The following is a 22225-nucleotide window of genomic DNA, read 5'->3' as shown; positions in this document are numbered from 1 at the left end:
GGCGGCGGGCATTCGGCCCGGGCCGCCTGGGGGATCAATGAAGCTGGGCAACACGTTACCGCGTCTCTTCAATCCATTGCTGGCGGGCGCGAGCCTGCGTGATCGGTTGATCGCCTGTATCGGCGCGCTGATCGGCATCGCGCTCACCGCCTTTGCCTGCACCGGCCTTCACCTGAGCATGGCTGAACTGCCGTTCCTGCTGGCACCGATCGGCGCGTCGGCGGTGCTGGTGTTCGCCGTTCCCGCCAGCCCGCTCGCCCAGCCCTGGTCAGTGGTCGGCGGCAATATAGTGTCGGCGATCGCCGGCGTGACCATGGCCCATTTGATGCTGCCGCCGATGCTGGCGGCCGGACTGGCGGTCTCCGGCGCGATCCTGGCGATGTCGCTGCTGCGCTGCCTTCACCCGCCGGGCGGCGCGGTGGCCCTGACCGCGGTGATCGGCGGACCGGTGATCGCGGGATCGGGCTATCTGTTCGCGCTCATGCCGGTTGCGACCAACTCCCTTGCGCTGGTGCTGGTCGGGCTGCTGTTCCACCGCTTCTCGGGCCACAGCTATCCGCACCGGCCGGCCATGGCGCAGGACAAGCATGCCGGTTTCCATCCCGAGGCGATCGACCAGGCACTGGCCGATCTGGGCGAGACCTTCGACGTCAGCCGCGAGGATCTCGACCTGCTGCTGCAGCGTGCCGCCTTTCACGAACGGGAACGGCGATCCGCGGCACGCCGGGGCGCGGCCGGGCGGCGCTGACGCAACCGCGCGGGAGAATCAGGCCTCGTCCTGAGCCCGCCAGCTTTCCCAGCGCAGCATGCCGATGATGAACAGTTCGGCCGCGACGAAAGGCGCGATCAAGGCCACCGCGCCGGCCCAGCCGAGCCACAGATAGCCGAAGCGCCCGACGCAATAGAGCAGGACCATCATGCTCTGCACCATGCCGACCAGCCCGGCCGAGCGGAATCGCGCGCCGAGCATATAGCCGATCCAGAAGGCCCAGCGCGCGAGCACCCACACGATGGTGCAGGCGACCACCGCGCGCATCGACGCGCCATCGCGCGCCTGGACGGCGAGCATCAGCAGCCCCGGCACGAACAGCCAGAGCTGCTCGATGGTATTCTGGACGTAGCGCTGGTTGACCCGCATCCGCCGCGATTCGGCCCCGGCCAGCGGGTCGATCGCAGGGGTGACGAGCCGTTCGTGCGCGACCGCCTCGATCCCCGGCAACAGCGCGAGCAGGGTCGCGATGCCGACACAGTGAAGCGCGAAGAAGAAGCGCGCCGTCTGGGTCGCCATGCCCGGGACCGGCGGCAGCGATCGATCGATGAAGAACCACAGCCCGATCGCCACCGGCAAGGCAAGCACCACGCCCATGACAAGCGCGCGCTGCTGCGCCTCGATCGATCCGGGGACGAGGCGGTTCGACATCCTCAGTCAGTGAAGAGGAGGACGGGGGTTTCGAGATATTTCTTGAGGGCCTGGACGTAGCTTGCGGCGTCCCACCCGTCGACGACGCGGTGGTCGCAGCTGATCGAGAGGTTCATCAGCCTGGCGCGGACGATGTCGTCGCCGCGGAAGACGGGGCGCTCGACGATCTTGTTCGGGCCGATGATCGCAACCTCGGGCCGGTTGATGACGGGCGTGGTAGCGATGCCGCCGAGTGGCCCGAGCGAGGTGATGGTCAGCGTCGAGCCGCTGAGTTCCTCCGACTTCGCCTTGCCGGTGCGGGCTGCCTCGGCGAGGCGGGTGATCTCGCTGGCGAGCTGCCAGACGTTCAGGTCCTGCGCGTCGCGGATCACCGGGACCATCAGGCCGGCCGGGGTCTGCGTCGCCATGCCAAGATGGATCGATCCGTGGCGCGTCACCACGCCCGCCTCATCGTCATAGCGCGCGTTGAGCATCGGGAAGTCGGGGATCGACTTGCAGATCGCGACGATCATCAGCGGCAGCATGGTCAGCTTGGGCCGGTTGCCGCGGTGTGCGTTGAGGTCTGCACGCATCTCCTCCAGCGCGGTGACGTCGATCTCGTCGACATAAGTGAAGTGCGGGATGGTCCGCTTCGAGGCGGCCATGTTCTCGGCGATACGACGGCGCATGCCGATGACCTTGATTGGCTCGTCGGCGCGGGCGCGCGACACGTGCGGCGCGTGATAGCCCTGGCCTGACCCATAACGCAGATACGCATCGAGATCGGCGTGGCGGATCCGGTCGCCCTCGGCCTTCACGCTGCCAAGGTCGATGCCGAGGTCGGCCGCGCGAGCGCGGACCGCGGGGGATGCGAGGACATGGGCGCTCTTCTCCCTCTCCCCTTGGGGGAGAGGGTCGGGGAGAGGGGCAGTTTCGGGCGATGGCGCTTGTGACTGCGCCTCTTCCAAACCCTCTCCGCGATGGGGAGAGGTCTTTTCAGCCACCTCCTCGGCCCCTGGCGTTTCCGCCTCGATCTGTTCCTCGACCTCTTCGGCTTTGGTCTCGGCTGGCGCGGCATCGGCCACCGTCTCGGCGGCATCGGTCTCGATCACCACCAAGGCAGCCCCGATCGACACCTGGTCGCCGACCTCGCCGGCCAGTTCGACCACCACGCCCGCGACCGGCGATTCCATCTCCACCGTCGCCTTGTCCGTCATCATGTCGGCAAGGCCCTGGTCCTCCTCCACGCGATCCCCGACCGCCACGTGCCACGCGACGATCTCCGCCTCGGAGATGCCTTCCCCAATGTCTGGAAGCTTGAAGGTGAAGCGTGCCATTAGCGTAATCCGTTCGTTTCGAGCGAAGTCGAGAAACAGGGGGCCGCGTTGGTGTCTCGACTTCGCTCGACACGAACGGGGATGGGCAGAGCCATCGAAATCAGTCCTTCATCACCTTTTTCAGCGCCTCGCCGATGCGGACCGGGCCGGGGAAATAGGCCCATTCCAGGCTATGCGGATAAGGCGTGTCGAAACCGGTCACGCGCTCGATCGGTGCCTCGAGATGGTAGAAGCAGCGTTCCTGCACCAGCGCCGACAGCTCTGCACCGAAACCGCTGGTCCGGGTCGCCTCATGCACGATCATGCAACGCCCGGTCTTCTTCACCGAGGCCTCGATCGTCTCGATATCGAGCGGCACCAGGGTGCGCAGGTCGATGACCTCGGCATCCACACCGGCCTCCTCGACCACCGCAAGGCAGACATGCACCATCGTGCCATAGGCAAGGATGGTCAGCGCCTCCCCGGCGCGGGCCACATTCGCCTTGCCCAGCGGGATCTTGTAATAGCCGGTCGGCACCTCGCCCGCGGGATGTTGCGACCAGTTCTTCGTCGGGCGATCCCAATGGCCGTCGAACGGGCCGTTATAGATACGCTTCGGTTCGAAGAAGAGCGTCGGATCATTATCCTCGATCGCGGCGATCAGCAGGCCCTTCGCGTCATAGGGCGTCGACGGGATCACCGTCTTGATGCCCGAGACATGAGTGAAGATGCCCTCAGGCGACTGGCTGTGGGTCTGGCCGCCGAAGATGCCGCCGCCGAACGGCGAGCGCACCGTGATCGGCGAGATGAACTCGCCCGCCGAACGGTAACGCAGACGCGCCGCCTCCGACACGAGCTGGTCGAGCGCCGGGTAGATGTAATCGGCGAACTGGATCTCCGGCACGGGACGCAGGCCATAGGCGCCCATGCCCACCGCGACGCCGATGATGCCGCATTCGGTGATCGGCGTGTCGAACACACGGGTCTTGCCGTATTTCGCCTGCAGCCCCGCCGTCGCGCGGAACACGCCGCCGAAATAGCCGACATCCTCGCCCATCACGATCACGTCGGGATCGCGCGCCATCATCACGTCCATGGCGGAGTTGATCGCCTGGATCATGTTCATGCGGGCAGTGCCGTCTGGACCGCCTTCAGGGGCGACTACCTCGCCGGGCGCCCCGGAGGCGATGATGTCGGCTGGGTCGGTGATGTCGCTCATGCGCCTGTTTCCTCGAAAAGGCCCCACTCCGTCATGCCGGACTCGTTCCGGCATCCACTGCTCCGCATACTCATCGACCCTTGATTTTGCGGGACCGTGGCCCCCGGAACAAGTCCGGGGTGACGGAAGAAGGGGTGGACGTCGCGAGCCCTGCAAAGGACCCAGACGAATGGGGATATGATGTGAGGTCGCTCATGACTTGCGTGCCCATGGCCGGCCCGAGGCGGTTTCTTCCGCGAGCATCTGTGCCTGTTGTTCCCTGAGATGCCACGGCATCTCCTCGAACACGCCGTCGAACAGCGTGTCCAGCGGCTGGTGGAGGCCATGGCCGAGGATGCCGTTCTGCTCGGCCTCCTTCTGCGCGCGCTTCACTTCCTCGGCGAGTTCGAGATCCTGCGCGGCGTGGCGATCCTCGTCCCATTCGCCGATCGCGATGAGATGGTCCTTCAGCCGCTTGATCGGATCGCCCAGCGGCCAGGCGGTCGGCTCCCCGGCCGAACGATACTGGCCGGGATCGTCCGAGGTCGAATGACCTTCGGCGCGATAGGTGAAATGCTCGATCAGGGTCGGGCCCTGGTTGGTGCGGGCGCGCTCCGCCGCCCAGGCGGTCGCGGCATAGACGGCGAGCGCGTCGTTACCGTCGACGCGCAGGCCGGCGATGCCATAGCCGATCGCACGTGCCGCGAAGGTGGTCGATTCGGCACCGGCGAAGCCGGAGAAGCTCGAGATCGCCCACTGGTTGTTGACGACGTTGAAGATCACCGGCGCGCGATAGACGCTGGCGAAGGTGCAGGCCGAATGGAAATCGCCCTCCGCCGTCGAGCCCTCGCCGCACCAGGTGGCGGCGATTCGGGTGTCGCCCTTCGCCGCCGACGCCATCGCCCAGCCGACGGCCTGGGGATATTGCGTGGTGAGGTTCCCGGAGATCGAGAAGAAGCCGGCGTCCCTGACCGAATACATGATCGGGAGCTGCTTGCCCTGAAGCCGGTCGCCCCTGTTCGAATAGATCTGGTTCATCATGTCGACGAGGCTCCAGCCCCGTGCGACGAGCAGCCCCTGCTGGCGATAGGAGGGGAAGCACATATCCTCGTAATCGAGCGCGAACGCCGCGGCGACCGCGACAGCCTCCTCGCCGAGGCACTTCATGTAGAAGCTGGTCTTGCCCTGGCGCTGGGCGCGGAACATGCGCTCGTCGAACGCCCGGACCAGCACCATGCTGCGCAGCATCGCGCGGAGCGTATCGGGCGAAAGCCGCGGGTTCCACGGGCCGACGGCATTGCCCTCGTCGTCGAGCACGCGGACCAACTCATAAGCGAGATCGATGAAGGTCTCGGGCCGGTCGGCGGTGTCGGGACGACGGGCTTCGCCGGCCGCGGGAATCGCGACCTCGGTGAAATCGACCGTGTCGCCCGGGCGGAACTTGGGTTCCGGCACATAAAGCGACAATGGTTGTAAATTGGCGCGCGGACTGTCGCTTGCCATGCTCTCTCCAATCAGTGCGAGATCGTCGTGTCCGCATCGGGCGAACACAGGGAATCGCTTGTTCGAGCCTTGTTATAAAATTTCAAAGCGCTTGGCGATAGGCCCCTGCGGCTGTGCCGATCATGACAGCATTTTTTCTTCGCCCTCTCGTAGTGTTTTCCGATTGGAAAACACTATTGGCCGAAGGGCTGGATCAGTCACGGCCAAATTCACTCTGCGATTGACTCCTGTGCCGATAGGAACAAAATAGGAACAAACTCATTCAGCGAGTCGTGTCCTTGTCGTCTGCCGCCGCCCTTTCCGCCTTACGCGAAACCCTTCGCGCAATCGAGGGGGATGGATTGCGCCGACGCGCCGTGCTGCCCTTCGGGATCGGCCCGATCGATTCGCGGATCGCGAGCGGCGGGCTCACGCTCGGGTCTCTGCACGAGGTCGCGGCGGCCAGTCCCGGCATGGGCGACGATGCCGCCGCCACCCTGTTCATGGCCGGCATCGCCGCGCGCGCCTGGGGGCCGGTCCTGTGGGTGGTACGCCGGCGGGACCTGTTCGCGCCCGGCCTGTACCAGGCGGGGCTGGCACCCGAACGCATCCTTTATGCCGAAGCGGCCGATGACGCCGAACTGCTCGCGCTGATGGAGGAAGGGCTGCGCCATCGCGGGCTTGGCGCGGTGATCGGCGAGGCGAAGAGCGCTTCCATGGCGAATACCCGCCGGCTGCAACTCGCGGCGGAGGGCGGCAAGACGATCGCGCTGCTGCTCAAGCGCCATGCCCGCGAGGGCGGCAACCCGCTCGCCGTGCCGTCAGCCGCGGTGACTCGCTGGAGAATCGCCGCCGCGCCCTCGACCCCGCTTCCGGTCGAAGGCGTCGGCTGCCCGCGCTGGCGGATCGAGCTGGTCCGGCAGCGCGGCGGCGAACCCCATAACTGGACGATGGAGGCATGCGATGAAACGGGTCGCCTCGCTCTACCTGCCCGACTGGCCGATCGATCGGCTGCGGCGGGCGGAACGCACCGCCGCGCCGCCTGACGCACCGCCGCGCGCGCAGCCGATCGTCGACATCAAGGCAGCCCCGCGAAACCGCGGCTGGCGCCCCGGCGCGCGCTGGGCACGAGGGGAAGCGGCGGATTCCTCCCCGGCACAGGGAGGGGGACCACTCCAGGCGGTGGAGGTGCCCTTCCGCAAGCGCAACGTTGGGGGAAGCCCCCCACCCCGTACCAGGGAGGATTTGAAGCCACCCCTCGTCACCTCGATCCGCGAAGGCAGCAGGATCCTTGTCGCCGCGACCAGCCATGCCGCGCATCTGCTCGGCATCCGGGCCGGCATGGCGGTGACTCAGGCGCGCGCCCAGGTGCCTGATCTCGATATCCGGCCGGCCGATCCGGAGGGCGACCGGGCCGATCTCGAACGCCTCGCCATCACCGCCGCGCGGCGCTGGTCGCCGATCGTCGCGCTGTCGGGAGAGGATGGGCTGTTCATCGAGCTGACCGGCACCGCGCACCTGTTCGGCGGTGAAGAGAGGATGGCGCGGCGGATCGTTCGGCTGCTCGCACGGCTAGGCGTGAGGGCACGGATCGCTGTCGCGGACACGACGGGCGCTGCCTGGGCGCTCGCGCGCCACGGCCGCCAGCCGCAGGACGGCGTGACGATCTGCCCACCCGGCACGCAGCACGATGCCATCGCCCCCCTGCCCATCGCCGCGTTGCGGGTCGAGCCAGCCGCGATCGAGCTGCTAAAGCGTCTCGGCGTGGAGACGATCGGCCAGCTTGCCGCGATGCCCCGCGCGCCGCTCGCGCGCCGGTTCGGCAAGGCGCTGGTACTGCGCCTCGACCAGGCGGGCGGGCGGATCGGCGAGCCGCTCGATCCCGTCGTCCCGCCCGGACATATCGCCGTGATCCAGCGCTTCGCCGAGCCGATCGCAACCGCCGAGGCGATCGAGCATTGGCTGGCGCACCTCATGCCGCGCCTCGTCACCGCGCTGGCTCAGGCGGGCCGGGGCGCGCGCGCGATCGAGCTGGTCGCCGACCGGATCGACGGCGTGCCGCAGCGGCTGCGCATCGGCCTCGCCCGCCCGAACCGCGACCCGGCGCATCTGCTTCGTCTGATCGTCCGGCGTATCGAGGAGATCGCCCCCGGCTATGGCATCGACGCGCTGGCGCTGCATGTCCGCCGCGCCGATCCGCTTGGCCCGCTGCCCGTCGAGGAACGGCTTGAGGAGACCCCGGCCGATATCGCGCCACTGGTCGACACGCTGGCCAACCGGATCGGCGAGACGCGGCTGTGGCGCAGCCGGCCGGTGGAGAGCGACGTGCCCGAACGATCGGTCGAACCGGCACCGGCGCTCGACCCGCCCGGGCGACCCGCGGCGCCGCTCAAGCCAGGCGATGTGCGCCGGCTCGACCGGACGCCCGATCTCCATCCCTGGCACCCTCGCTGGCCGCGCCCGGTGCGCATGCTGCGCCGGCCCGAACTGCTGGATCACGTCATCGCCGAAATGCCCGATCATCCGCCCCGCCGCTTCACCTGGCGCGGCACGACCCACAAGGTGGTACGCGCCGACGGCCCCGAGCGGGTGAACGGCGAATGGTGGAAGCGCGCGACCGAACGGGACAGCGTACGCGACTATTTCCGGGTTGAGGACGAGGCCGGCCAGCGTTTCTGGCTGTTCCGCCGCGGCGATGGCGAGCGGACGGAGACCGGCGACCTCGCCTGGTTCATGCACGGGGCGTTCGGGTGAGGTGGTGCGCGATGCGTCGGCCCCGAATCGGTCCTTTCAAGGCGGCACCGGGCGGGTGAATCGCCTTCTTTCGTCATGCCGGATTCATTCCGGCATCCATCGTTCCGCGAACATCATCAGCGTTGCGCTTGCGGAACGATGGCCCCCGGAACGAGTCCGGGGTGACGATGAAACGGGCGACGCCCGCCAATGACCTATGCCGAACTCCAGGTGACGACGCATTACAGCTTCCTGCGCGGCGCCTCCTCGCCAGAGCAGTTGTTCGAAGCCGCCGCGCTGGACGGCATGCCGGCGCTGGGCATCACCGATCGCAATTCGGTGGGCGGGGTGGTGCGCGCGCTGGTGGCCGCCGAGCAGATCGCGCAACAGGGCGTGCCGATCCGCATGGTCGCGGGGTGCCGGCTCGACCTGGTCGACGGCACCTCCCTGCTCGTCTGGCCCGAGGACCGGGCGGCGTGGAGCCGCCTCACCCGCCTGCTGACGCTCGGCAAGGGCCGTGCCGATGCGCAGAAGGGCGAGAAGGGGCAGTGTTTCCTGCACTGGGAGGACGTCGCCGACCATGCCCGGGGGCTGGTCGGCGCGATCGTACCCGGCCTGACCGAAACGTTCGAACAGGACGATCTCGCGCTGCGCTGGATGGCTGACGTGTTCGGCGAGCGCGGGCATCTCTGCCTGACCCAGCATCGCCGCCCCGGCGATGCGATGCGCCTGCACCTGCTCGAACAGAAGGCACGGGCGTTCGGCCTGACCCCGCTCGCCACCGGGGACGTGCTCTACGACACGCCCGAGCGGCGCATGCTGCAGGATGTCGTCACCGCGATCCGCAACACCTGCACGATCGACGATCTCGGTTTCAGGCGGGAGCGGAGCGCCGATCGCCACCTCAAATCGCCGGAGGAGATGGCGCGGCGGTTCAGGCGCTATCCGGCGGCGCTCGCCGCGTCCGAGGCGATCGTCGAGCGCTGCACCTTCTCGCTGCGCGAGTTGAAGGAACAATATCGCTATCCCGACGAGGTGGTGATCAGCGGCAGGACGCCGCAGGACGCGCTGGCGAAGATGGCACGCACCGCGCTCGCGGAACGGTTCGCGCCCGAGCCGATCCCGCCCGATTACACCACGCTTCTCGAGCATGAACTCGCGCTGGTCGAGCAGATGGGATACGCACCCTATTTCCTGACCGTGAACTCGATCGTGCGGTTCGCCCGCAGCCAGGAGATATTGTGTCAGGGCCGTGGTTCGGCGGCCAATTCGGTGATCTGCTTCGTGCTCGGCATCACTTCGATCGATCCGGTCTTCCACAAGCTGCTGTTCGAGCGCTTCATCTCGACCGAGCGCCACGAGCCGCCCGATATCGACGTCGATTTCGAACATGAGCGGCGCGAGGAAGTGATCCAGTGGATCTATGAGACCTATGGCAGGGATCATGCCGCGATGACGGCGGTGGTCAGCCGTTTCCGCACGCGCGGCGCCCTGCGCGAGGTCGGCAAGGCGCTGGGCCTGTCGGAGGACATGACCGCCGCGCTCTCAGGGCAGGTCTGGGGCTGGTCGAGCGACGGCCTGCCCGCCGAGCATGTCGAGGCACTCAACCTCGATCCGACCGAACAGCGGCTAGCCCTCACGCTCGATCTGGCCAAGCAGTTGATCGGGACACCCCGGCACCTGTCGCAACATCCCGGCGGTTTCGTACTGGCCCATGACCGCCTCGATGAATTGCTGCCGATCGAGCCGGCCGCGATGGTCGACCGCCGCGTGGTCGAGTGGGAGAAGCTGGACGTGGAGGAACTCGGCCTGATGAAAGTCGATATTCTCGGTCTCGGTATGCTCGGCTGCATGCGCCGGACCTTCGACTTGCTGCGCGAGCACAAGGACATCAGCCTCAGGCTGGATAGTCCTATCATGCAGGAAGACGATGCCGAAACTTTCGCGATGATCTGCAAGGCCGACACCCTCGGCGTGTTCCAGATCGAGAGCCGGGCACAGATGTCGATGCTGCCGCGGATGCGCCCTGATAATTTCTACGACATCGCCATCCAGGTCGCGATCGTCCGGCCCGGGCCGATCCAGGGCGACATGGTCCACCCCTATCTCAAGCGGCGCGAGCAGAAGGAGCCGATCGAATATCCGAGCCCCGCGCTGGAAGGGGTCCTGAAAAAGACGCTGGGCGTGCCGCTGTTCCAGGAACAGGCGATGCAGGTCGCGATGGTGGGTGCCGGATTCTCGGCGAGCGAAGCGGATCGGCTGCGCCGCGCGATGGCGACGTTCAAGCAGACGGGCGGTGTCGGCAAATTCCGCGAGCCGCTGATCAGCGGCATGCTCGCGAACGAGATTTCCCTCGATTTCGCCGAACGGCTGGTAAAACAAATCGAGGGTTTCGGCAGCTACGGCTTTCCCGAGAGCCATGCCGCCAGCTTCGCCAAGATCGCCTATGCGTCGAGCTGGATGAAATGCCATCATCCCGAGATCTTCTGCACCGCCCTGCTCAACGCGCAGCCGATGGGTTTCTATGCCCCGGCGCAGATCATCCGCGATGCGCGCGAGCATGGGGTCGAGGCGTTGCCGGTGTGCATCAACCGGAGCGACTGGGACACGATCGTCGTTCCGGGCCAGCCGAATGCGCGGCCGCGCGATGACCGGTTCTGGGGCACCGGCGCGGACTGGGAGGCATTGCTGCCGCTCCGGCTCGGCATGCGGATCGTTCTTGGGCTCAGCGAGGATGATGCCGGGGAGATATTAAAGGCCCGCGCGACCGGCCCCTTCACCTCGGTCGAGGATGCCTGGCGCCGTTCCGGGGTGAAACCGGCAGCGCTGGAAAAGCTCGCCCGGGCCGATGCCTTTCAATGCCTCGGCCTCAACCGGCGCCAGGCGCTCTGGGCGATCAGGGGGCTGGGTCAGGCGCCCCTCCCCTTGCTGACCGCCGCCGACATGCGGGCGGGTGCCATCATTCCCGAAGCGCGCGAGCCAGCCGTCGCGCTGACCCCGCTCACCGCCGGCCGCGAAGTGGTCGAGGATTATCGCGCGACTCAACTGACCTTGCGCAATCATCCGGTCAGCTTCCTGCGCGGCGCGCTTGACCGGCTGCGCATCCGGCGATGCAGCGATCTCAAGACGTTGAAGGACGGGACACGAGTCGAGGTGGCCGGGATCATCCTCGTGCGGCAACGACCGGGCAGCGCCGAGGGCGTCGTGTTCGTGACCATCGAGGACGAGACCGGCATCGCCAACGCGATCCTGTGGAAGGACCGGTTCGAGGCGCAGCGCCGCATCCTGATGTCGGCGTCGATGATCAGCGTGCAGGGACGGGTGCAGAGCGAGAGCGGCGTGATCCATGTCGTCACCGACCGGATCGTCGATCACACCCATTTGCTGCGCGGGATCGGCGACCTGGACCTGCCGACCATGACCATCCCCGGCGACGGGGCGACTCATGGCGGCACGATCGACCCGCGCGACCGGCCGAGACTGCCGTTGTTCGGGGACGGGATGGAGGCAGTGATCCCGATCAAATCGCACGATTTCCATTAATCCTCCCCGGCACGGGGAGGATTTATTCCACCGTTTGTTCGATCACGCCGAAGATCGGGTGGTGCTTGTCGTCCTCCGCCCAGATACGGACCGTGTCGCCTTTCTTCAGGAACGGGGTGACCGCCGCGCCGCTCTTGATCGTCTCGACCGTACGGACTTCAGCGATGCACGAATAGCCGACGCCGCCCTCAGTGATCGGCTTGCCCGGGCCGCCATCGGCATCGCGGTTGGAGACAGTGCCCGAACCGATAATCGTTCCGGCGCCCAGCGCCCGCGTCTTCGCCGCATGCGCGATCAGCGTGCCGAAATCGAAGGTCATGTCCTCGCCCGCCTCGGCGCGGCCGAAAGGCTTGCCGTTGAGGTCGACCATCAGCTTGCGGTGAAGCTTCCCGTCCCGCCACCAGTCCCCCAGCGAGTCGGGCGTGACGAACACCGGCGAGAAGGCGCTGGCCGGCTTCGACTGAAAGAAGCCGAAGCCCTTGGCCAGTTCGCCCGGGATCAGGTTGCGCAGGGAAACATCGTTGGTGAGGCCGACGAGGCGGACCGCCGCCAGCGCCTCTTCCCGGCTCGCGCCGAGCGGCACGTCGCCAGTCACCACCACCACCTCGGCCTCGAGGTCGCAGCCCCATGCCGCGTCGGCAAGCGGAATCGGATCGCGCGGGCCGAGGAAACCGTCCGAGCCGCCCTGGTACATCAGCGGATCGTGCCAGAAGCTCTCGGGCATCTCGGCGCCCCGCGCCTGCCGCACCAGCGCGACATGGTTCACATAGGCCGAGCCGTCAGCCCATTGATAGGCGCGCGGCAGGGGCGCCGCCGCGCCATGTTCGTGAAAGCGGCGCATCGGGATCATCTCATGGTCGAGATCGGTCGCGAGATTGGCGAGATCGGGCAGCAGCCGGTCCCAATCGTCAAGCGCCGCCTGCAGCGTGGGGGCGATGTGCCCCGCATCGGCATACCAGGCCAGATCGTTCGAAACGACGACGAGCTTCCCGTCGCGTCCATGCTTGAGGCTGGCCAGTTTCATGCATTCTCCTGTGTTTCGGCAAAGCATAGTCCGATCGCTCCGGCTGTCGAGCGTCGGCGAGCTTGACGTTCGCGTAAACGAACCGCACACCGCTGCAAAAGGTTGCAGGAGAGAACTGAAATGTCCCTCGATACCGTGCCCGGTCGATTCGCCTATACCGAGGATCACGAGGCATTCCGCCAGAGCGTGCGCAGCTTCCTGCAGAAGGAAGCCGTTCCCCATGTCACTGAATGGGAAGAGGCCGGCATCGTCGACAAGTCGATCTGGACCAAGGCGGGCGCGATCGGGATGCTCTGCCCCACGGTGCCCGAGGAATATGGCGGGCTTGGCCTTGATTTCGGCTATAACGCGATCATCGACGAGGAGATCAGCTATGCCGGCACCCCGCTCGGCTTCTCGCTCCAGTCGGACATCGTCTGCGACTATATCGTCCAGTACGGCTCCGAAGAGCAGAAGAAGCAGTGGCTGCCGCGCCTCGTTTCGGGCGAGACGATCACCGCGATCGCGATGACGGAGCCCGGTACCGGATCCGACCTGCAATCGATCCGCACCAGTGCGAAGAAGGATGGCAACCACTATATCGTCAACGGGTCAAAGACCTACATCACCAACGGCCAGAATGCCGACCTGATCCTGGTCGTCGCCAAGACCGATCCCGACGCGAAGCCGGCGTACAAGGGCATGTCGATCATCCTGGTCGAGAGCGACCGGGAAGGCTTCAAGCGCGGCCGCAACCTCGACAAGATCGGGCAGGACGCAGCCGATACCTCGGAGCTGTTCTTCGAGGATGTGCGCGTGCCGATGACCAATTGCCTAGGCGAGGAGGGCAAGGGCTTCATCTATCTGATGAGCCAGTTGCCGCAGGAGCGGCTGTCGATCGCGGTCGGCGTTCAGGCATCGGCGCAAAAGGCGTTCGACGAGACGGTCGCCTTCACCAAGGACCGCAAGGCGTTCGCCGGCGTGGTGTTCGATTTCCAGAATACCCGATTCGTGCTCGCCGACCTGAAGACCAAGCTTCAGGTCGGGTGGGCGCATCTCGACTGGGCGATCAAGCGGCATCTGGCGGGGGAACTGACCCCGACCGAGGGCGCCGCCGCCAAGCTGTGGCACACCGAGCTGCAATGGGAAGTGATGGACAAATGCCTCCAGCTTCATGGCGGTGCGGGCTATATGAACGAATATCCCATCGCGCGGGCATGGCGCGGGGCACGGGTCAGCCGGATTTATGGCGGGACCAACGAGATCATGAAGGAACTGATCGGGCGGTCGCTTTAAGACTATTCGTCACCCCGAACTTGTTCCGGCTCCACCGTTCCGCGACAATAACCGGATTTCGTTCCTGCGGAGCGGTGGATGCCGGAACAAGTCCGGCATGACGATGTGCTTGTTTCAGTGCGGCGCCACCAGCCGGAACGCCTCGCGCAGCCTGGCGTCGATCACCGGCTTGCCCAGCACGATCGCGGGCGGATCGCAACTGAGGCAGGCTTCCGGCGTGGCGGTGATGAAGATCACCGGGAGCGGCCCCATTTCGCCCTGGATCACCTCGACCGCGTGCGGGCCGGTGCCTTCGCGCAGCATCACGTCGGACATGATGACGTCGGGCCGATGCTCGCGCGCTGCGTCAAGCGCCTCGCGCTCGGTTTCGGCAAAAGAGAAGGTCTTCGCCCCGGCCAGTGTCAGTATGTCCTGAAGATCGAGCGCGATCAGGACTTCATCCTCGATGATCAGCACGTGGCACACCGGCGATCTCCCCAGAGAATATCAACGTACCACCGGGGAAAACGGGTACGAGCCGCCACAATTTTTTTGCGCGTCAGTCCAGCGGCATGAGGAAGGTGAAGCGCGTCTGCATCGGCGACGACGCCACGCTGAGCGAACCGCCATGCGCCTTGGCGATTTCGGAAGCGATATAGAGACCAAGGCCGAGCCCGGCCTGGTCAGGCCTGACAGCACCGCGCGCAAAAGGCTGGAACAGGCGCTCGATCGCAGCGGGCGGGATTTCCTCGCCGGCATTGCTGACCGAGAGTTCGAAGACCCGGTCCCGAGTCGCGGCGTGCACGAGCACCGGCTGGTCGGCGGCGCCGTGCGTCAACGCGTTGCCGAGCAGGTTCGACAGCAATTGCGCGATCCTGCCGCGATCGCAATCGATCTCGGCATCGAGTTCAAGCACGGCCTCGATCGGCTGTTTCGGATGACTGGCGCGCAGTTCCTCGATCACCTGGCGCAGCACCGGCTCGAGCTGGACCGGCGCGCGCTGCAGCGTAAGCCCCCCGCCGAGCCGTCCACGTGCGAGATCGAGGACATTGTCGATCAGCGCGGCCATGCGCGCGACGCTGCTCTGCATCAGGCCAAGCACCTTCGCCGCCTTGTCAGGCGCCGGGTCTCGCGCCAGCAGGCGGGTGCCCGCGTCGATCGAGGCTAGCGGATTGCGCAGATCATGGCCGAGTACCGCGATGAACTGCTCGCGCAGTTCGGCGGTCCTGCGCTCGTCGAACAGGGTCGCGGCGCTCCGGTCGATCTGGGCCTGGGCGTCGAGATGGAAGGCGATCATATCGGCGAACATGCGGAACATGCCGATGGTCTCGGGATTGTCCACCTGTGCCGGGCGTGGATCGATCGCACAGAGCGTGCCGAAGAAGCGCCCGTCGGGCAGCAGGATGGGCATCGAGATATAGCTCTGGAAGCCGTACATCGCCGGCGTATGGTGATGGCAGAAATCGGGATGCTCGGCGACGTGATCGATGATCACCGGCTCGCGGCTGTCGCGAATCTCGTTGCAGATCGTCGTCTCGATCTTGAGCTCGCCGCCCGGCACCAGCCCGAAGGCGATGTCGTCGCGCACGCTGCAGGCGATCCAGCGATCCTCGGTGACGCGCGCGACCGCGGCGAAGCCCATGCCGGTGGTACGGCAGACCACGTCGAGGATCGTGGGCACGGCGTCGATCCGCCTGATCGCGGCGATATCGAGCTCGAACGCGGTCGGCTGAGCGGAGTCCCCTGTGTCCACCTCCATTTCTTAGGCGGGATCCGCAGTCGCGTCACCTGACTCCGGGATGATCTGCATCAACCGTTTCGCCATCGTCATTGACTTTTTGCGCCGCAGCATGCATATGCCGCCCATCGAGGCGTCATGCAGCGTGATCGGACTCCAGGGTCCAGGCTCCGCCTCGGTCGTTTTTAACGGGCTTCCCTTTTCACGCGGGGTGTCATTCTCCCCCGCCACTCGTGCGTCCACCGGACTCGCGAACCCGGCTAATATTGGACTATACTAATATGTCTTTCGCACATCTCGGCCTGGCCGAGCCGCTCGTCCGCGCGCTCGAAGCCAAGGGCTACACCACCCCCACCCCGATCCAGAAGCAGTCGATCCCGACCCTGCTCGACGGCCGCGACCTCCTCGGCATCGCGCAGACCGGCACCGGCAAGACCGCAGCCTTCGTCCTTCCCTCCATCCAGCGCCTCGTCAACGCGCCCAAGAACGTGCTGCCGACTCATTGCCGCATGCTCGTCCTGGCGCCGACGCGCGAGCTGGCCAGCCAGATCGCCGACAGCGCGCGCGAATATGGCAAGTTCTCGAAGATGTCGGTCGCGACCGTGTTCGGCGGCACCAGCATCAACAAGAACCGCCAGGACATGGCACGTGGCATCGACATCCTCGTCGCCACGCCGGGCCGCCTGCTCGACCTGATCGAGCAGCGTTTCGTGAGCCTCGCGACGCTTGAGATCCTCGTCCTCGACGAGGCCGACCAGATGCTCGACCTCGGCTTCATCCACGCGCTCCGCAAGATCGTGAAGATGGTGCCGCGCGATCGCCAGACCCTGTTCTTCTCGGCGACCATGCCCAACGCGATCCGCGAGCTGGCCGACCAGTTCCTGAAGGACCCGGCAACCGTGAAGGTCGCGCCGGTATCCACCACGGCCGAGCGCGTCGAGCAGTACGCAACCCTGGTCAACCAGTCGGAAAAGCAGGCGCTGCTCACCATTCATCTCCGCAACCCGGAGATCGAGCGCTGCCTGGTCTTCACCCGCACCAAGCATGGTGCCGATCGCGTCGTGAAGCTGCTCGGCCATGCCGGCATCGCCGCCAACGCGATCCACGGCAACAAGAGCCAGCCGCAGCGCGAGCGCGCGCTTGGCGAGTTCAAGTCGGGCAAGGTCAAGGTGCTGATCGCGACCGACATCGCCGCGCGCGGCATCGACGTGTCGGGCGTGAGCCATGTCTTCAACTTCGAGCTGCCCAACGTGCCCGAGCAATATGTCCACCGCATCGGCCGCACCGCGCGCGCCGGCGCGTCGGGCGTGGCGATCAGCTTCGTGGCGGATGACGAGCGGTCCTATCTGCGCGACATCGAGAAGCTGACGCGCGTTAAGCCGACCCCGATGCCGCTGCCCGAGGGCTTCACCGCCGAGGCGGCGAAGATCAAGGCGAACCGGCCCGCCGGTTCGGACGACGATCGCCGCCGCGACGATTCGGGCCGCCACCGCGCCCCGCCCCGCGCGACTCACGCAGCGCGTCCGACCGGCGCCCGCCCCGAGGGGCAGGCCCGTCCGCAGGGCGCGCGTGCCGAAGGCAATGGCCGTCCGGCCGGCAATGGTCGCCCCGGTGGCCAGGGTCGCCCAGGTGGTTATGGCCGCCCCGGCGGCGGTGGCGGTCGCCCCGGCGGTTCGGGCCGCCAGCATTCGGGCGGCGGCCGCCGGTCGCCTGCCGCTGGCTGAACCTGTCGGCGGCGTCCCGATGGTGTGAGATCATCATGGACGTCGCCACCACCCTTTGCCGAAACGATGCCCCACGCTGATCCTCCCCGTGCCGGGGAGGATCATGCGGTTCGGCGCTCCAGGGCGACCGACACCGCCAGGAACGCCAGGCCGCCAAGCGCCAGGCCACACCCGACCCACCCAGTCGACGTCCAGCCAAGCCCCGCGGCAATGGCGATTCCGCCGAGCCATGGGCCCAGCGCGTTGGCGATATTGAACGCGGCATGGTTCAGGGCAGCGGCAAGCGCCTGCGCATCGCCCGATACGTCCATCAGCCTGCTCTGCAAGATCGACCCGAGCGAACCGCCGACGCCGATCGCGCCGACAGCGACCAGCATCGTCCAGAAATTCCCGGCGGCGAACGGATAGAGCGCCAGCGCGGCGAGGCTCCACAGCAGCAGGCCGGCCGCGGTCGGCATCAGCGCGCGATCGGCGAAGCGTGGAACGATCAGGTTGCCGGCGGTCATGCCGACGCCGAACACCATCAGCGCGACGGGGATCAGGTGCGGCGAGACGCCGGTCACCTCGGTCAGGGTCGAGGCGAGATAGGTATAGACGGCGAACAGGCCACCGAACCCGATCGCGCCGATCCCCAAGGTCAGCCAGACCTGCGGGCGCTTGAGGGCGTCGAGCTCGCCCAGGGGGCTGCGCGCTGAATCGGGCCGGTCGCGCGGCGCGAAGACCGCGACCAGGGTCGCCGTCAGCACGGCCAGCACCGCGACGATCGCGAAGCTCCAGCGCCAGCCGACCGTCTGCCCGAGCCAGTTGGCCAGCGGCACCCCGGCGATCGTCGCCACCGTCAGCCCAAGCAGCACCCGCGCCATCGCCTGGGTCCGCTTGCCCGGCGGCACCAGCGATGCGGCGACCAGCGTGGCGATCCCGAAATAGGCGCCATGCGGAAGGCCGCTGACGAAGCGGAACGCCATCATCCAGCCATAGGTCGGCGAGAGGGCGGTCAGCCCATTGGCAAGGGCATAAAGCGTCATCAGCAGGATCAGCAGCGTGCGGCGCGAGAGGCGGGCGGCGAGCACCGCGATGACCGGCGCCCCCACCACCACGCCCAGCGCATAGGCACTGATGACATGCCCCGCCATCGGCACGTCGATCCCGAGATCCCGCGCAAAATCGGGCACCAGGCTCATCGTCGCGAATTCCGTCGTGCCGATCGCGAAGCCGCCGACCGCCAGCGCGAAATGAGTCAGGCCGACGCGCTGTCGGGGGACGGCGGGTTCGGCGAGGAAGGCGGGCGCGGCAGGATCGAGCATCGGCGACAGGTGGCGATGCTGCACTGCAGCGTCAATTGCAGAGTTGGGTGGAAGGGAAGCGTCGGGCGCACGGACATCCTTAGTCCTCCCCCGCACGGAGGATTACATATGTACCTTCAGCCACTCCTCTTCCGGTGCCCTTGCGCTCCGCAACCGGTTCGCCGGTTCCGCTTCATCCTCATAGCCGATCGCCATGCCGCAGAAGAGCATCCGCTCCGCCGGGGTTTCCAGAAAACCGGTGATCGTCTCCGGATAGAGCGCCCAGCATTCCTGCGCGCAGGTCGCGAGGCCGGCCTCCACCGCAAGCAGCATCACATTCTGCAGATACATGCCGAGATCGGCCCATTGCGGCGGGCCCATCTGCCGGTCGACCGTGCAGAACAAGGCCGCCGGCGCGCCGAAGAACTGGAAATTGCGCGCGAACCACAATCGCCGCGCCGCCTTGTCCTCACGCGGGATGCCGATCTGCGCGTACATCGCCTCGCCGATCGCGAAGCGCCGGTCTCGATAGGGCGCGGTCAGCTCCGGCGGATAGATCGCATAGGCCGGCTCTTCGGTCTCGCCCGCCATCAGCGTCGCCATCATCGCCGCCTTCAGCGCGGCGAGCGACTCGCCCGTCACCAGGTCGACATGCCAGGGCTGGAGATTGCCGCCGGTCGCCGCCCGCGCGGCCCGTGTCACGATCGTCTTCAGCATCGCCGGATCGACTGGCCTTTCCTGAAATCCACGTACAGATCGGCGTGCCGCTACGGCATCCGTCACATTCATCCTGTAGCTCCATCTTTCGACGATCGGGTATGCCGACTCACCCTTGCCGACCCGCCGGGATTGGGCAAGAGTGGGTTGCAAATACGAACCTGATGGAGAGCGAAGCATGGCCGAGGCCTATATCGTTGAGGCGGTGCGTACCGCCGGTGGCAAGCGCGGCGGGCGGCTGGCCGGATGGCACCCGGCCGATATGGGCGGCGCCGTGCTCGACGCGATCGTCGACCGGTCCGGCATCGATCCGGACGCGATCGAGGATGTCATCATGGGCTGCGTCAGCCAGGGCGGCGAGCAGGGCTTCCAGGTCGGCCGCGGTGCGGTGCTTGCGTCGAAGCTGCCCGAAAGCGTCCCCGCGGTCTCGATCGACCGGCAATGCGGCAGCTCGCAACAGGCGATCCAGTTCGCGGCGCAGGCGGTGCTCTCCGGCACGCAGGACGTGGTGATCGCAAGCGGCGTCGAGAGCATGACGCGCGTGCCGATGGGGTCGACCGGCATGCTGTTCGCCCAGGCTGGTCTCGGCAAGGCGAAGTCGCCGCGGCAGGAAGCGCGCTATCCGGGCGTCCAGTTCAGCCAGTTCCTCGGCGCGCAGATGATCGCCGAAAAATACGGTTTCGACCGCGACGCGCTCGACCGCTATGCGCTGGAGAGCCATCGCCGCGCCGCGGCCGCGACCGAGCGGGGCGACTTCAAGGGCGAGATCGTCGGCCTCGAGATCGAAACGCCCGAGGGCGAGGCATGCCATCTGGTCGACGAGGGCATCCGCTTCGACGCGACCTTCGAGGGCATCCATTCAGTCAAGCTGCTTCAGGAAGGCGGCGTGATCTCGGCCGCCAATGCCAGCCAGATCTGCGACGGCGCCAGCGCCGTGCTGGTCGTAAGCGAGCGCGCGCTGAAGGAGCATGGCCTGACCCCGCTCGCGCGCATCCACAATCTCACCGTCACCGGCGGCGACCCGGTTATCATGCTCGAGGAGCCGCTGTTCGCGACCGACAGGGCGCTGAAGCGCGCGGGCATGAAGATCGAGGATATCGACCTGTACGAGGTCAACGAGGCCTTCGCGCCGGTGCCGCTCGCCTGGCTGAAGCATGTCGGCGGCGACCCGGCGAAGCTCAATGTCAATGGCGGCGCGATCGCGCTCGGCCATCCGCTCGGCGCGTCGGGCACCAAGCTGATGGCGACGCTGGTGCACGCGCTGCACGCGCGGGGCGCCCGCTACGGATTGCAGACGATGTGCGAGGGCGGCGGCATCGCCAACGTCACCATCGTCGAGCGGGTTTGAGGACAACATTCCATCCGTTCGTGCTGAGCAGGGACTGAGCGTGTCGAAGGCCCGTATCGAAGCACCTGTCCTTCGATACGCCGCTTCGACAGGCTCAGCGGCTACTCGGGACGAACGGCAGTTTTGAAAGGAAGACGATGAAACTCGACACCAACATCGCCGCCGTCGTTACCGGTGGTTCCTCCGGCCTCGGCGAGGCGACCGCCAGGGCACTTGCCGCGAAAGGCGTGAAGGTCGCGATCTTCGACCTCCAGGCGGACAAGGGCGAGAAAGTCGCGGCCGAGATCGGCGGCGTGTTCTGCGAAGTGAACGTCACCTCCGACGAGAGCGTCGACGCCGGCTTCGCCAAGGCGCGCGCGACGAACGGGCAGGAGAGCATCCTGGTCTGCTGCGCCGGCACGGGCAATGCGATGAAGACGGCGAGCCGGTCGAAGGAGGACGGATCGATCAAGCATTTCTCGCTCGATGCGTTCAACTGGCTCATCCAGATCAACCTGGTCGGCACCTTCCGCTGCGTGGCGAAATCGGCGGCTGGCATGCTGACGCTGGCGCCGGGCGAGGATGGCGAGCGCGGCGCGATCGTGATGACCGCGAGCGTCGCGGCCGAGGACGGCCAGATCGGCCAGGCCGCCTATTCGGCGTCGAAGGGCGGCGTGGTCGGCATGACCCTGCCGATCGCGCGCGACCTGATGGGCGAAGGCATTCGCGTCAACACCATCCTGCCGGGCATCTTCAACACCCCGCTGATGCAGGGCGCCCCGCAACAGGTGAAGGACAATCTCGCGGCGTCAGTGCCTTTCCCCAAGCGCCTCGGCAACGCGCCCGAATATGCCCAGCTTGCGCTGGCGATGATCGAGAACAGCTATTTCAACGGCGAGGATGTTCGCCTTGACGGCGCGATCCGGATGGCGCCGCGCTGATCTTCGCTCTCTCCCCCTCTCTCCCCCTTCCGCAAGCGGGAGGGGGACTAGGAGCGCAATGGCCCGACCCGATCCATCCCGGCTGAGCCCAACGGCCTATCCGCACAGCGAACTGATCCAGACCCGTTTCCAGGACCTCGATCCGCTCGGCCATATCAACAATGTCGCGATGGCGGCCCTGTTCGAGAGCGGGCGGGTGCGCTTCAACCAGGCGATGGGGCTGAGCGGGTGGAAAGGGCATCGCTGGCTCGTCGCGCGGATCGAGATCAACTATCTGGCCGAGGGTAGCTTCCCGGCCGATGTCGAGATCGCCACCGGCATCGGCGAGATCGGCACCCGAAGCTGGCAGATCCTCTCCACCGCGTTCCAGCAGGGTTTCGCGATCGCGACCTGCGACGCGGCGATCGTGATGAGCGGCGCGTCCGGCACGATCCGGTTACCCGACGAGCTGCGCGCCGGGCTCGAGCAATATCGGATCGAACGATCCCCGCCTTTGCCCAATCTCTAGGCCGGATCGGCATTCACGTCATTGGCATGGGTGCAGAG

Annotated in this window: 18 protein-coding genes; 9 read left to right on the top strand and 9 right to left on the bottom strand. The window is 66.7% G+C overall.

Annotated features, from left to right (window positions below; translation table 11 throughout):
• The first annotated feature begins 37 nt into the window (after positions 1 to 37).
• Positions 38 to 748: an HPP family protein gene (locus tag NDN01_RS23725; RefSeq protein ID WP_272624651.1), complete on the top strand. Its 711-nt coding sequence runs from the start codon at positions 38 to 40 to the stop codon at positions 746 to 748.
• Positions 749 to 766: 18 nt separating this feature from the next.
• On the opposite strand, the gene NDN01_RS23720 is transcribed toward NDN01_RS23725, so the two are convergent.
• From NDN01_RS23720 to NDN01_RS23705, 4 genes are all read right to left on the bottom strand, one after another.
• Positions 767 to 1420 carry an MAPEG family protein gene (locus tag NDN01_RS23720; protein WP_272624649.1) on the bottom strand — a complete coding sequence of 218 codons (654 nt, stop codon included), beginning with the start codon at positions 1418 to 1420 and terminating at the stop codon, positions 767 to 769.
• Between the two features lie 2 nt (positions 1421 to 1422).
• The gene (locus NDN01_RS23715; RefSeq protein WP_272624647.1) at positions 1423 to 2736 is read right to left on the bottom strand and encodes a dihydrolipoamide acetyltransferase family protein; all 1314 of its coding nucleotides are present in this window, start codon (positions 2734 to 2736) and stop codon (positions 1423 to 1425) included.
• Positions 2737 to 2836: 100 nt separating this feature from the next.
• Positions 2837 to 3841, bottom strand: a complete 1005-nt coding sequence (locus tag NDN01_RS23710) for an alpha-ketoacid dehydrogenase subunit beta (protein ID WP_272628394.1) — start codon at positions 3839 to 3841, stop codon at positions 2837 to 2839.
• A gap of 285 nt (positions 3842 to 4126) precedes the next feature.
• On the bottom strand, positions 4127 to 5416 hold the full coding sequence (locus NDN01_RS23705; RefSeq protein ID WP_272624645.1) for a 3-methyl-2-oxobutanoate dehydrogenase (2-methylpropanoyl-transferring) subunit alpha: 1290 nt from the start codon (positions 5414 to 5416) through the stop codon (positions 4127 to 4129).
• A gap of 341 nt (positions 5417 to 5757) precedes the next feature.
• Between NDN01_RS23705 and NDN01_RS23700 the strand changes: the two genes are divergently transcribed.
• From NDN01_RS23700 to NDN01_RS23690, 3 genes are all read left to right on the top strand, one after another.
• Positions 5758 to 6441, top strand: coding sequence for an ImuA family protein (locus tag NDN01_RS23700; protein WP_272624644.1), 684 nt, complete (start codon positions 5758 to 5760; stop codon positions 6439 to 6441).
• Positions 6359 to 8149: a Y-family DNA polymerase gene (locus NDN01_RS23695; RefSeq protein ID WP_272624642.1), complete on the top strand. Its 1791-nt coding sequence runs from the start codon at positions 6359 to 6361 to the stop codon at positions 8147 to 8149. The genes NDN01_RS23700 and NDN01_RS23695 overlap by 83 nt, the downstream gene beginning before the upstream one ends.
• Positions 8150 to 8338: 189 nt before the next feature.
• Positions 8339 to 11671, top strand: a complete 3333-nt coding sequence (locus tag NDN01_RS23690) for an error-prone DNA polymerase (protein ID WP_272624640.1) — start codon at positions 8339 to 8341, stop codon at positions 11669 to 11671.
• A gap of 22 nt (positions 11672 to 11693) precedes the next feature.
• On the opposite strand, the gene NDN01_RS23685 is transcribed toward NDN01_RS23690, so the two are convergent.
• Entirely contained in the window at positions 11694 to 12695 is a 1002-nt protein-coding gene (locus NDN01_RS23685) for a fumarylacetoacetate hydrolase family protein (protein ID WP_272624639.1), read from the bottom strand.
• Between the two features lie 120 nt (positions 12696 to 12815).
• On the opposite strand from NDN01_RS23685, the gene NDN01_RS23680 reads away from it, so the two are divergent.
• Positions 12816 to 13970, top strand: a complete 1155-nt coding sequence (locus tag NDN01_RS23680; protein WP_272624637.1) for an acyl-CoA dehydrogenase family protein — start codon at positions 12816 to 12818, stop codon at positions 13968 to 13970.
• Between the two features lie 114 nt (positions 13971 to 14084).
• Here NDN01_RS23680 and NDN01_RS23675 read toward each other — a convergent pair whose 3' ends face one another.
• Positions 14085 to 14435: a response regulator gene (locus tag NDN01_RS23675; RefSeq protein WP_272624635.1), complete on the bottom strand. Its 351-nt coding sequence runs from the start codon at positions 14433 to 14435 to the stop codon at positions 14085 to 14087.
• A gap of 73 nt (positions 14436 to 14508) precedes the next feature.
• On the bottom strand, positions 14509 to 15702 hold the full coding sequence (locus NDN01_RS23670) for a GAF domain-containing sensor histidine kinase (protein WP_272624633.1): 1194 nt from the start codon (positions 15700 to 15702) through the stop codon (positions 14509 to 14511).
• 266 nt (positions 15703 to 15968) lie between these two features.
• Here NDN01_RS23670 and NDN01_RS23665 point away from each other — a divergent pair, with 266 nt between their 5' ends.
• Entirely contained in the window at positions 15969 to 17411 is a 1443-nt protein-coding gene (locus NDN01_RS23665; RefSeq protein ID WP_272624632.1) for a DEAD/DEAH box helicase, read from the top strand.
• Positions 17412 to 17512: 101 nt separating this feature from the next.
• Here the strand turns inward: NDN01_RS23665 and NDN01_RS23660 are convergent, their stop codons facing one another.
• Positions 17513 to 18715, bottom strand: a complete 1203-nt coding sequence (locus NDN01_RS23660; RefSeq protein WP_272628392.1) for an MFS transporter — start codon at positions 18713 to 18715, stop codon at positions 17513 to 17515.
• A gap of 102 nt (positions 18716 to 18817) precedes the next feature.
• Complete coding sequence (locus tag NDN01_RS23655; RefSeq protein WP_272624631.1) at positions 18818 to 19483, bottom strand: nitroreductase; 666 nt, start codon at positions 19481 to 19483, stop codon at positions 18818 to 18820.
• Between the two features lie 106 nt (positions 19484 to 19589).
• Between NDN01_RS23655 and NDN01_RS23650 the strand changes: the two genes are divergently transcribed.
• The 3 genes from NDN01_RS23650 to NDN01_RS23640 all read left to right on the top strand — a co-directional run bounded on the left by NDN01_RS23650 (position 19590) and on the right by NDN01_RS23640 (position 22187).
• Positions 19590 to 20759, top strand: a complete 1170-nt coding sequence (locus NDN01_RS23650) for an acetyl-CoA C-acetyltransferase (protein ID WP_272624630.1) — start codon at positions 19590 to 19592, stop codon at positions 20757 to 20759.
• A 137-nt stretch (positions 20760 to 20896) separates the two neighbouring features.
• The gene (locus NDN01_RS23645; RefSeq protein ID WP_272624629.1) at positions 20897 to 21679 is read left to right on the top strand and encodes an SDR family NAD(P)-dependent oxidoreductase; all 783 of its coding nucleotides are present in this window, start codon (positions 20897 to 20899) and stop codon (positions 21677 to 21679) included.
• Between the two features lie 58 nt (positions 21680 to 21737).
• Complete coding sequence (locus NDN01_RS23640; protein WP_272624627.1) at positions 21738 to 22187, top strand: acyl-CoA thioesterase; 450 nt, start codon at positions 21738 to 21740, stop codon at positions 22185 to 22187.
• Positions 22188 to 22225 lie beyond the last annotated feature (38 nt).

This window comes from Sphingomonas sp. QA11 (assembly GCF_028473665.1).
Lineage (GTDB): Bacteria > Pseudomonadota > Alphaproteobacteria > Sphingomonadales > Sphingomonadaceae > Sphingomonas > Sphingomonas phytovorans.
Note: the sequence above shows the minus strand (reverse complement) of the source record. Positions and strands in the feature narration are given on the sequence as shown.